General features: G+C 43.7%; 7 protein-coding genes. 3 read left to right on the forward strand and 4 right to left on the reverse strand.

Features of this window, described 5'->3' with window-relative positions; all coding sequences use genetic code 11:
- Window positions 1-47 precede the first annotated feature (47 nt).
- Window positions 48-2,684, forward strand: a complete 2,637-nt coding sequence (locus BLS65_RS06050) for a DUF5916 domain-containing protein (protein ID WP_092436955.1) — start codon at window positions 48-50, stop codon at window positions 2,682-2,684.
- Between the two features lie 95 nt (window positions 2,685-2,779).
- Here BLS65_RS06050 and BLS65_RS06055 read toward each other — a convergent pair whose 3' ends face one another.
- Together BLS65_RS06055 and BLS65_RS06060 are read right to left on the reverse strand one after the other, a co-directional pair.
- Window positions 2,780-3,262 carry a hypothetical protein gene (locus BLS65_RS06055; protein ID WP_092436957.1) on the reverse strand — a complete coding sequence of 161 codons (483 nt, stop codon included), beginning with the start codon at window positions 3,260-3,262 and terminating at the stop codon, window positions 2,780-2,782.
- Window positions 3,263-3,712: 450 nt separating this feature from the next.
- A complete protein-coding gene (locus BLS65_RS06060) occupies window positions 3,713-5,542 on the reverse strand; it encodes a sodium-dependent transporter (RefSeq protein ID WP_092436959.1) in 1,830 nt (609 codons plus the stop codon).
- Between the two features lie 396 nt (window positions 5,543-5,938).
- Here BLS65_RS06060 and BLS65_RS06065 point away from each other — a divergent pair, with 396 nt between their 5' ends.
- On the forward strand, window positions 5,939-7,621 hold the full coding sequence (locus BLS65_RS06065) for an amidase (protein ID WP_092436961.1): 1,683 nt from the start codon (window positions 5,939-5,941) through the stop codon (window positions 7,619-7,621).
- A gap of 145 nt (window positions 7,622-7,766) precedes the next feature.
- Here BLS65_RS06065 and BLS65_RS06070 read toward each other — a convergent pair whose 3' ends face one another.
- On the reverse strand, window positions 7,767-9,170 hold the full coding sequence (locus BLS65_RS06070; protein ID WP_092436964.1) for a M20/M25/M40 family metallo-hydrolase: 1,404 nt from the start codon (window positions 9,168-9,170) through the stop codon (window positions 7,767-7,769).
- Between the two features lie 369 nt (window positions 9,171-9,539).
- Between BLS65_RS06070 and BLS65_RS06075 the strand changes: the two genes are divergently transcribed.
- Window positions 9,540-10,259 carry a hypothetical protein gene (locus tag BLS65_RS06075; protein WP_092436966.1) on the forward strand — a complete coding sequence of 240 codons (720 nt, stop codon included), beginning with the start codon at window positions 9,540-9,542 and terminating at the stop codon, window positions 10,257-10,259.
- Between the two features lie 1,130 nt (window positions 10,260-11,389).
- Here the strand turns inward: BLS65_RS06075 and phoU are convergent.
- Window positions 11,390-12,064, reverse strand: a complete 675-nt coding sequence (gene phoU / locus BLS65_RS06080) for a phosphate signaling complex protein PhoU (protein ID WP_092436968.1) — start codon at window positions 12,062-12,064, stop codon at window positions 11,390-11,392.
- Window positions 12,065-12,116 lie beyond the last annotated feature (52 nt).

Here is a 12,116-nt window from a genome sequence, read left to right on the forward strand (position 1 = left end):
AGCAGTGATTTGCGTTCTTAAATCAACCTTCACCCTAAGCCCAAAGAATGAAGAAAACATCACTAACCTTCCTTATAGTATTGGTATCGCTATGCAGTATAGCTACCCCAAACGAAAAAAAGCAGGTATCAATTACTAGGGTTAGTGGAATAGCACCCACAATAGACGGGACACTATCCGATGATGCATGGAAAGAAGCGGAATGGGTTTCAGGATTTACACAGTTCCGGCCTTTCGAAAACAAACAGCCACATCAACAAACAGCCTTTAAACTTCTTTACGACGACGATTTTATTTACGTCGCCATATGGGCAAAGGATGGATCCCCGGATAGCATCTCACACCGATTGAGTAGACGCGATGAAGGCGATGGGGATGCTGTAGGTATTGAACTTGACAGTTACAACGATCATAGAACAGCATTTGCCTTCTGGGTAAATGCAGCTGGCACAAAAATCGACTATGCCATCTCAAACGACGGCGAAGAGGATAGCAACTGGGATCCTATATGGTGGGTTAAAACATCTACCGACCTATCGGGTTGGTTTGCAGAGATCAAAATCCCCCTTACCGAACTACGGTTTAAGGCTGTCGAAAACCAAACATGGGGACTCCAACTGGCTCGCATCGTTTACCGATCGCAAGAAACAAGCCTTTGGCAACCCGCCAACAAAGAGCAATCGGGTTGGGTTTCTCAGTATGGAATTCTAAATTGGAAAGGCACCGTAATGCCAAAGCGAACCGCACGCATAACGCCTTACATAGTTGCACTCACCGACAATTACCAGAAACAGGAAGACAATCCATTCCTTCAGTCGGGGCATAATGAGACAGCAAAAATAGGATTTGACGCACGCCTTGGCATCTCCAACAATATAACGATGGACGTAACGGTAAACCCCGATTTTGGCCAAGTAGAAGCAGATCCGTCGCAGGTCAACCTTTCGGCATATGAATCCTACTATAGCGAAAAGCGACAATTCTTTATTGAGGGAAGGAATATCTTTAACTTTCCGCTCATGTTTGGGGATGGCGATTTGGGTAGTGAATCCATTTTCTACTCCCGCCGCATAGGAAGAAAGCCACACTACAACCCCGATCTCAACGATAACGAATACATCGATATGCCCCAGTTTACCAACATCCTTGGAGCCGCAAAAATCACGGGAAAGAGCTCCAATGGACTTTCGATTGGCATACTTGAGAGCATAACCGATAAAACGATGGCAGAAATCAAGGATAATAGTACCGATCGGATGGTTATGGTGGAACCGCTCACCAACTATGCAGTGGCACGTGTTGAGAAAGATTTCAATAGGGGAAACACTCAGATTGGAGGAATAGCCACATCGACCATTCGTGACATAACATCTGAAGATCTTAAATATTTACACCGATCGGCCCACACAGCCGGAATCAATGTAAAACATTATTGGAAAGACAAGACCTACTATGTGAGCATGAACAGCTACATTAGCCATGTAGAGGGCGATAGCAGCGCAATTACAAACACGCAAACCGCCCCAGCTAGGTATTTTCAACGCCCCGATGCCCGAAATGTAAGTGTAGATTCATCGCGAACCCAGCTTACCGGAACTGGAGGAAAGTTCGAGATTGGAAAATCATCCGGAAAGCTTATGTTTATGCTTGCTTCCTCATGGAAATCGCCCATGCTTGATGTCAACGATCTTGGATATATGCGCCAAGCTAATGATGTTAGTGAAGTTTTATGGGTTGCATATAGAATACCCCAGCCATTCTCTATATTCAGGAAAGCAAGTATTAACTTCAACCAATCGAACAAATGGGACTATGGTGGCAAATTCTTAGGCGTAGGGGGGAATATCAATTTAAACGCCACCTTCAAGAATTTTTGGTATGCTGGATTTGGATCAAATGTCGATTTCGAAAGCACTTCGAATACCCTTTTGAGGGGTGGTCCGGCATTTAAGCAACCCGGATCGGTAAACTTTTGGAGTTCCTTCGGCTCGAACCAACAAAAGAAGTTCTCAGGCTCCCTAAACTACTACAAATCTTGGGGGCTTACCACTAATTTCGCAGCAGAGTGGGGCATAAACACCTCATTTACATTAAAACCCTCCAGCCGAACCAACATTAGCATAGAGCCATCACTATCAAATAGCCATAACGAATTGCAGTATATCGATGTCTATTCATTTGGATCGGATAATCGATATCTGCTGGCTAGCATTGAGCAGAAAACCTTCAGCATGTCGCTGCGCATCAACATCTCCATTACCCCTGATTTGTCGCTCCAGTATTGGGGACAACCATTCATTGCCACAGGGAAGTATTCTAATTTTAAATATGCCACTGCAGTCAAGGCATCAAACTATACCGATCGGTTTAGCCTATATGATGCAACCCAGCTGACATATAACAATAGCACGAACACCTACCTATTCGACGACAATGCTGACGGGAATATAGAATACGAGATATCCAAATCCGATCTCGACTTCAACGTTAAAGAGTTTCTATCAAACATGGTGGTCCGCTGGGAATTTATTCCCGGATCAACAGCATACTTTGTTTGGTCTCAAACCCGAAGTGGCTATGAGGAATCCGGCAACTTCCGCTTTCGATCCAACCTAATGGATCTATACACAGATCATCCCAGAAATATTTTCTTGGTAAAATTCTCCTACCGATTTGGGAGTTGATAGGATATCTGCGTTAAACGGACAGCTTATTCTTCACCACAGAGCAAAAAAAAGAGACGCGTTAATTGCGTCTCTTTATATTTTACGAGAAAAATCTAACTCTTTTCCAACTTAAGCACTCTTACTAATCGCCGTTTTGTGGGAAACAAGGCCAGCTGAATACCGATGACCCCAAATGCTTCGGCAATAAATAATCCGCGATTAAAAACCATATATAGAACCCCAAGCATAACCATAACGATATTGGCCAACACAAACTGGTTAAACATCGCACGCTTATATGAGAAATAGCGCTCATCCACATCCAGTGTTTCCCCATCAACAGCAAGCTTATTGAACTGCGAGTTACCTATAGTTAAGAACCCAACAGTTGCAAGGCTGCTTACAATTGCTGATTCACTATAATACTTAGGGCTATTTAACAAACGGCTAATTTCGCTAGAAAAAGACATTGAAATAATCAGAAAAGAAAGGGATCCCATTAAAAAAACAAGGTGCAAAGTTCGAAGAGAACCAGCCAACTCATGATTATACTTCATAAACCATATAAAATTTGAACCGCCAAATATAGTTCGCATTACAGTATATTATTCGGTAATGGCAAGAAATATTTTACATAGAGGAATCTTGAAAATTGAGGAAGAAAACCATTGGTATTAAACGGTAAACTTATAATCCTTAGCACAAGCGAACCGAAAACACTCTTTGCTCTGCCGAAGGTTTAGTTCAGTATCCTATCAATACAGTCTGCTTACAAAAAAACCTCATCCGCTACCGAAATAATAGCAACGGATAAGGTATTATCGAAGGCAAAACCCCCTCTATATCAAGAAGAATAGTGCCGCTACTCAACTTGCAGAAATGGCTTACTTCTTAGCTCTTAGTATCTTTATAAAAAAGAAAACCGTGAGGCTAATGACCACACCCCAAACCAACACTAGGGTTATAATTGCCGATGTATTCATTTTTTCTTCTTATTTGTTTGCAGTAAAAATATAAAACTACGTTTATCGATCGGTTCAACCCAATTAAAGAGTATTTTCTCTTACCCGCTTCCTGTATGCATAGTAGACCATGAAGCAAATCAGTAAAAACAGGGAAGCCAAGAAGATCCGAGCCATATCGCTATAGAATATCTTGTTAGTTACCCCTCCCTCGAATATAGGTGACCCCACTGAAACGTGTTCTCCCGGCTGAACAACAATCTTGTAGTCATCCTCAACCAAATAGTTGGTAGGTGAGCCAACAGAGCTCTGAATTTGCAAGAAGTTTCTGCTATTTTCCTTCACCAATCCTACTACCATCCCATCCACTTCGGAGTAAAAGTTGGTGGCAAAATAGGTATTGTTCGGACCACCTCCCTGATGGCTAATTTGGCCAAGAATACTCTCGCTATGTAGCGACCAACCAGTGACACTTATCTTACTCCAATCGTCGTTTGCTGGTCTAATTAAGGATGCAACGAATACAACAATAAGCACAACTGGAGTAATATATTTCAAGGTAAATCTAAAAAATAGTGGGACGCGAATATCGGAGCCGCGAGTAATTTCGGCCCAGCCCTTATCGAGTTTAAACACCCAAGCAAACATTATCGATTCGAACATGGCGAAAACAAATAGTGCCACCGTTCCGGCCCAGTAGTCATATTCATCAAATACACCCTGTTGAAAGAAAAGTACTGTAGGCAATCCAATAATTAGGATTATTACTCCAAAACCAATCGCTGCACGTCCTTTGCGCCAGCCAAACTCATCTTGAAAAAAGCCAACAACAGGCGTGCCCATAGCCAACGACGAGGTAATTCCCGCAAAGAAGAGCAAACCAAAGAAGGCAACACCAGAGAGTGCAGCCATCACCGGACCCCATTGAGCAAAAAGAAAGGGCATTGTTCTAAAGCCTAACCCCAATCCCCCCATGTGGGTAAGTTCGATTACCCTATCGATACCAAAATAGCCAACCGCAATTGGGATAATGATGGAACTACCCAATACAATCTCCACAAATTCATTCATGAATCCAGCCGACATAGCATTGCAAGCTATGTCATCATCCTTTTTTACATACGAAGCATAAGCCTGAATACAGCCCATTCCAACCGAAAGGGTAAAGAATATCTGCCCTGCTGCTGCAAGCCACACTTTAGGGTTCGCAAGCGATGAAAACTCAGGTGTCCAAAGGAAATTCAAACCCTTCAATCCATCAAAAACAGCCCCGTCGTGGCCCGCTTTAAGCGTAATTCCTTTAATGGCGAGAAAAATTCCGAATACAATAAGCAATGGAACACCAATTTTGGCCGCTTTCTCAATACCCCCACTTAAACCTTTACTTAAAATCCACACATTTAGAGAGAGACAAAGGAGGAAAAACACAATAGCCTCAAACGGAATTCCGGTGGTGGACGTTGTTACATCGAGATAGCCACTAAAGAAAGAAGCAACCTGATGTTGATCCATTCCATTGAATGTTCCCACAACCGAATGGAATACGTAGGACATGGTCCAGCTCTCCATGTAGCAGTAGTAGGAGGCAATGGCAATATTGCTGAAGATACCGAAAACCCCTACATACATCCAAATCGCTTTGCGGCCCATCTTACGCATCATTAGAGGTGTGGAATGGTAACCAAAGGAGCCTCCATATCTCCCAGTAGACCATTCAATAAGAATTAGCGGCAATCCTAGAATCAGCAAACTCACCAGGTAAGGAATAATAAATGCTCCTCCTCCATTCTGAACCGCTTGGACCGGAAACCGTAGAAAATTTCCGAATCCAACTGCATTACCGGCCATTGCCAGCACTAGTCCCACGCGCGATCCCCATGCATCAGGAACTTTAATCGTTAAGTTTTTACTCATTTTGGGTTGTTATAGCTTTAGGTTAGGTCATTACAATCTATTACCAATATAGCGCATTCGAGCTATATATTATCGCAATTCTGCCACGTTCCAATTACAATCCACAACCCATCAACCTGCGGTAGTCTGCTCTAATTCAGAACAAAATAGCAAAATACTGCAATGCAACGAAATCTATAGTGAAAAAAAAAATTGATGGAAGTTATTCCTAGCCAAAAGCGTTGATTTTATCCAACACATTACTACATTTGATACCAAATGGATAGAGGTATTTAGCTTACAAAAACTTCAAACATCAATTTTTTTCGACAAAAAAACGTCCAATAAAACAATTCGGCTTAACTTGTGCTTAGCAAACAGCAGCATCGAACCTATCCACTATTAAAAATGTAAATTATGAAGAAGAAGCGTATTCGTTTGACCATAATTCTTTCCTTTCTGATAGTCTCGCTAGTTTTTAATGCAATACTTCTTATTGCCTATCGCACCAATCCTATAAAAAGCATAGAGTTGGCATCGCAGCTACTCGATCTATCTTTTACCCGTACCGAAAGGGATTCGATGGTAGAGGGAGTTCTATCGAATAGGGAAAAGTATAAAGCCATTCATGCCTATCCGTTGAATAATTCCACGGCACCTGCCACCATTTTCGCGCCTGTACCGGCAAACTACCCTACGCCAACTATTCAAGAACCGATTAATTTTGGTCTGCCCAAAGTAATACAGGTTCCTCGCAATCGCGAAAGCCTCTGTTTCTTCTCCGTGGCTGAACTATCGTCGCTGATGAAGTCAAAAAAGATAACATCGGTAGAACTTACGAAGCTCTACCTTGGGAGGATAAAGAAATACGATCAAAAATTGAATACAGTAATCACTTTGCTTGAAGAAACTGCCCTAGCCCAAGCAAAGCAAGCCGACAAGGAGATTGCCGCAGGGAAATATAGAGGTCCACTTCATGGCATTCCCTACGGAGTGAAAGATCTACTTGCCCTAAAAACACATCCTACCACGTGGGGGTCGCCCATATACCGTAGCCAAATGATTATGGAAACAGCTTCAGTAATATCCAAACTCGACTCGGCCGGAGCCATTCTCGTGGCAAAGCTATCGTTAGGCGAATTGGCCATGGACGATGTTTGGTTTGGGGGTAAAACGCGTAATCCATGGAATACAAACGAAGGCTCTAGCGGCTCCTCGGCAGGCCCAGCATCAGCCACCTCTGCGGGGTTAGTTGCATTCTCCATTGGCTCCGAAACATGGGGATCGATAGTCTCCCCCTCTACCGTATGTGGTGTTACCGGTCTTCGCCCAACCTTTGGGCGGGTTAGCCGCACCGGAGCCATGGCCCTTTCGTGGACAATGGATAAGATTGGACCTATTTGCCGCACGGCACAAGATGCAGCCATTGTATTTGATGCCATCAAAGGCCCTGACGGGAAAGACATCACACTGGAAAACAAACCCTTTAACCTCAACCTAGGTAAAGCAAACAAGGCGTTGAGAATTGGCTATGTAGCGTCACTCTTTACGGAAAAGAAGGATAGCAATGCCAACGATTTCTTGGCGCTAGAGACCATGAAGCAGATGGGCTATGAATTGATTGCGGTAAACCTACCCAATAATATTCCTGTGGATGCCCTCTCCATCATCTTAGAAGCAGAGGCGGCGGCAGCCTTCTCGGATCTTACCCTAACCAACCTCGACAACCGTATGGTTCTTCAGACTAAAAACTCTTGGCCCAACATTTTTAGAACCGCTCGATTGATACCCGCCACCGAGTATATTCAGGCAAACCGTATCCGCACCCATCTTATTCAGGAGTTCACAAAACTATTCCAACAGGTGGACATCATCGTCTGCCCGAGTTTTGGTGGTAACCAACTACTCGCCACCAACCTCACTGGCCATCCAGCACTTTGCTTACCCGATGGTTTCGATAAGCGTGGAATGCCAACCAGCATCACCTTTATTGCCGATTGGTATAACGAAGCAAACCTACTGGAAATTGGTTGGGCCTTTCAACAGAAGCAAGGCTTTCACCTAAAGCATCCTGAATTATTTATGCCAGGAACGAAATAGATATTCCCAACGGAATATTGCAACAACGAATCGATGGTAAATTAAGACAGGTCTGGATGTGAAATTCGAATAAGACAAAGCGTTACCAACAAACAAGGGCCTACTGCAATGCAGTAGGCCCTCCCTAACTCACCCTAACTTTGGCCTAACTGCCCAAAGTATCGTATTTATCGATCAGATAAACTAACGCAGCATGCGCGGCACAGCCAAGCTGAACTTCCCGCATATCAATTTCTTTAAAGGTATCGAAGGCGCTATGATGATAGTAAAAATAGCGGTGCGGACTTGGCAGCACATTCATGGTGGGAACACCCAATGGCTTTAAAAAGCCAACATCTACACCACCACCGCCATTGCGCAGCTGATAGAGGTCGTAGGGCGCCAAAATGCCCATTAGCTGCCTAAAAGACTCCATTTGTGCTGGACTAGCCGACATGCCAAATCCCTTTGGAGCTCCGCCGCCACTATCGGATTCAATACCTACATAAATTTTCTCACCCTTATCTTTAACCGATGCGGCATAGGCTTTTGCGCCTACCTGATGCGTCTCCTCATCAAGGAAAAGAACCACCCGAATCGTGCGCTTGGGTTGGATACCGTTCTGCTTAAATAGCCTTATTACCTCCATGGCGTGCATACAGCCCACACCATCGTCGTGTGCACCTTCCCCGAGATCCCAAGAATCGAGATGGCCTCCAATGGTAATGATCTCTTCGGGTTTTTCGCCACCCTTTAGTTCGGCAATAACATTGTAGCTCACCACCGCAGGCAACGACTTACAGGTAGTGCGTATAAACACGCGCTGCGTGGGGTCGCTCTTGAGCCTAGTGCTCAGCAACTCCGCATCGAAAGTGCTAATAGCCACCGACGGGATCATATTCGTAGTATCGGCATAGCGCATTACACCGGTATGTGGAAAAGTATCTATTCTATTGGTGAGGGAACGAACAAGCGTAGCAATGGCACCATACTTGGCGGCTTCCGAGGCTCCAGCGGTGCGCTGAAAAGCAGCCCGTCCGTAGCCTTCGCCAGGGTTGAATAGCGCTGGATCCATTGCAAGGTTATAGAAAACTATTTTGCCCTTTACATTTGCTTCGCCCAAGGCTTTTAGCTCTTCAAAACTCTTTACCTCAACAACCTCTGCAGCTAAGCCTTTAAGACCAGTTCCTACCGAACCCCCTAAAGCCGATGCATGCAGTAGTATTCGTTTACCTTTTGGTAGTTCAATATATACAACCTCCTTCTCCCCTCGCAACCAAGGCAGTGCCATGGCCGGTTGAAGGTAAACAGTATCGGGATTTAATGCCTTTAGCTGGTTGAATAGAATCTTTATGCCATTGGCACATCCCTCCGAACCAGCCAATCGATGTGGAGCCTTGCTGGTTAATTCCCGAAGATTGTCGTAACCACCACTGCTGGTAAGAGCCGATTTATAGAGCGACGCAATAACGATGGAATCATTCTGCAGCGAAATTGCCAGAGAATTTTCCTGTGCGTAACAGGAGCAAAACCCAAAGGCAATCAAGGTTAAAACAACTAACTTCCTCATAGTATCAATTTAAAGACGAGCGTTGGACGAGGGTTGCCACCATAAGTTTAACGGATATGAATGAGATTACAAGTAGAATGACGAACGACAAAAAAAGCAAGATGAAGAGTAAAATAAAACCCGCCGAAAGTAAGTGCGCGCTGTATGCATGAGCCCAAATTGCAACATCCAAACGTTGTAGGCAAAAAACAATACGATCAATCCCGTGGAGACTAAATAAGCCATAAAGGCTATAATATGTCTAAAAACAGAATCAAATCATAAAACAGATTGGATATTATTGGAAAGGAAACAGTAGATTTGTCTTAGCCTGGCAACGAAATAGCTCATAGCCACACAAAGTCATATCGCATCTACAACAGAACAACTATGCAAGAAGAAGAAATAGAGCAATCGAGAACAGTTTCAGGCATTCTGAGAAATGCAAAACGCTCCATCAAGGGGAAAATCCAAACAATTGTCATTGAAATTATCATCATTGTATTTGGTGTTACCATCTCCATCTGGCTGCAAGGCCGAAGTCAATATAAAAATCAACAACAAGAGGTTAAAGAATTTCTTGCCGATATTAAGACAGACATAACAGACAATATAAGAATGATGGCGAAGGCAAATGCTAGCCTATCGCAAGTTATTACCGACTTTAGCTATATAGAAAAACTCAGTAAAAAGCAGTACGATAGCATAGCGAGAGGCCCTCGGGGCGATACTTTTTTGTCGGAAATGATGTCGGCACACATAATTCTACGAAGAAGTAGCGATGGTAACTATGAAGGGTTTAAATCGAGCGGAAAGATTGGGTATATTGAAAACAAGAAGTTGAAAAAACTTATACTATCATACTATCAGCAAAAGATCCCATCACTTTTGGAAGTCGATAAATACTACAATGCCAGTGTATCCCGAATTACCGATTATTCGATCGAAGAGGCTGATAAACAAGAAAGGGAATTTTTATTTGATCCGAAGCTTAGAGCAATCCTTTCGGTTACCCTCAATATGGCGCAATCGAGCAAGGCCGCGTATGAGTTAATTACTAAGGAAGCCCAAAAAATTATTGCCGAAATTGAGAAGGAAGAGCGGCGGTAAAATTGACTTTGTGGGAATGAATATACAATGCACCCTTTGTGTTCTCCGTGTTGTTTTTTCTCCGTGACCTCTGTGGTTAAAGATGGTAGGTTGTAATGCAACTGATGTGCTATTTTGCAGTTGACCGACCTAACCCCGTCCCTTCCCAAAGGGAAGGGTGACTTGCTAAAGATGAGGACAGCCTAACAATCCAGTCACTCCTCCATTGGAGGAGCAAGAGGAGATAGGTAAGTTGTCAACCTTAAAACTACCATGACCAAAACCATCACACCTTGCAAACCAACCCGGTGCCGTAGGCACCACATTATGGTAGAAACGCAACAATACCCAACAATACCTCGGCGCGCTCCGCATTTGCCAAATGCACATCACAATATTGCGCCGTTTGGGCATACACCCATAATAAACGCAACCAGATACAATGTGGCACACCTACGGCGTGCAAACGGTTTACACCCTTTTATACCTACCAACGTTTACCTCCTCTGGAGGCTTCGATATACAACGGTTAGCTGCACTAAATAATTAACAGGTTGCGGAAATAACCTACCTATTCAATCTTCCTTTTACGGAGCCGGAGGAGATCGAACTGATAACAAATTGCAAAACGGTGCACTTTTCGAATAGTTTTAGACATTGCATTGCCCCAACAAAAAAAATAACCTATCGCCCTTGCAGGGCTTTGTGCTGCGGCTATTGCTTACACAGGTTTACGCTTCGCTCCAACCTGTGCTATTACCTTTCGGGACTTCGTCCCTTCTTCTCCCAACTAACCCTTCGGCCTGTAAGGCCAATATGTAAGAGCACTGGGCGCAGCCCTGTGTAATCCAAATCTAACTATTACTTAGGGCTGTAAGCCCGATATGTGTTTTCTCTGTTGACAGAAGAGCGCATACTTTTAACTCGAACTGATTTGTAGCTTACCGACCTAACCCCTTCCCTCACCGCCACGAAGGATGCCGAAGGCAATATTGACCATTATATTGCCAAGCCCACCAAGGAACAGCTGGTAAAACTACTCAAGCAAGGATTATTCAAAGAGGTAGTTACGCTTACAAAGCCACTGAAAAAATAAAAGATACTAAACGAAAGGCAAAAAAGGCCGTTTGTAATAGAAACGGCCTGATGCATTATTCACTCTTCTTTTTCCCGCTATGCTTTAGAACCTTTGCATCGAGGTAAAATACAATTGCCTCGGCAATGTTGCTACAGTGATCGCCAATCCGCTCCACTTTCCGGATATTAATAAGCATGTTCAGGGCCTCATCAATCTCTTCGGGGTTCTTGATAATGTAATCGGCAATAATTTTATTGGCCTTTTTTTGCACCTCATCGATAAAATCATCGTGCGAAAAGATGCTTATCGCCATTCTCGAGTTTTCGAACTCAAAGGCCTTCTTTGCGTCGGTAAGCATGCCCACGGCATTCTTTATAAGATCGTCAATTTGGCACACCTCCAGCAGCTTTGGGTTAAGACTCTCCTTGTTGCATTTCTGCACAAACTTTGCAAGACCACGAGCAAAGTCACCAATCCGTTCCAGATCGGTATTTATCTTCAAGATGGCTAGCGTCAAACGCAAATCGGTGGCCACCGGATTATATAGCGCAATGATATTTTCACAATCGCGATCGAGGCGCAGCTCGTAGCTATCAACCATCCGCTCCTTAAAGGCAATTTCGGACGCAGCACCCTTGTCGTAGTTCATAATAGCCTCGCGGGAGGTTTCAACCTGCGAAATTACCAACGACCACATTTCGAACAGCTCCTGTTTTAGCTTAATAAGCTCGGTATCTAGGTGTGTCATAGTTTTGTCTATTTGATGTTAATTCATTAAAAAACAGATTAGATATATGGCA

This window comes from Williamwhitmania taraxaci (genome assembly GCF_900096565.1).
Lineage (GTDB): Bacteria > Bacteroidota > Bacteroidia > Bacteroidales > Williamwhitmaniaceae > Williamwhitmania > Williamwhitmania taraxaci.

What these genes read in the sequence shown, in the direction of transcription:
- BLS65_RS06075 (WP_092436966.1), top strand. Translation starts at nt 9,540, where the DNA reads ATGCAAGAAGAAGAAATAGAGCAATCGAGAACAGTTTCAGGCATTCTG.
- BLS65_RS06065 (WP_092436961.1), top strand. Translation starts at nt 5,939, where the DNA reads ATGAAGAAGAAGCGTATTCGTTTGACCATAATTCTTTCCTTTCTGATA.
- BLS65_RS06050 (WP_092436955.1), top strand. Translation starts at nt 48, where the DNA reads ATGAAGAAAACATCACTAACCTTCCTTATAGTATTGGTATCGCTATGC.
- BLS65_RS06070 (WP_092436964.1), bottom strand. Translation starts at nt 9,170, where the DNA reads ATGAGGAAGTTAGTTGTTTTAACCTTGATTGCCTTTGGGTTTTGCTCC.
- BLS65_RS06055 (WP_092436957.1), bottom strand. Translation starts at nt 3,262, where the DNA reads ATGCGAACTATATTTGGCGGTTCAAATTTTATATGGTTTATGAAGTAT.
- BLS65_RS06060 (WP_092436959.1), bottom strand. Translation starts at nt 5,542, where the DNA reads ATGAGTAAAAACTTAACGATTAAAGTTCCTGATGCATGGGGATCGCGC.
- phoU (WP_092436968.1), bottom strand. Translation starts at nt 12,064, where the DNA reads ATGACACACCTAGATACCGAGCTTATTAAGCTAAAACAGGAGCTGTTC.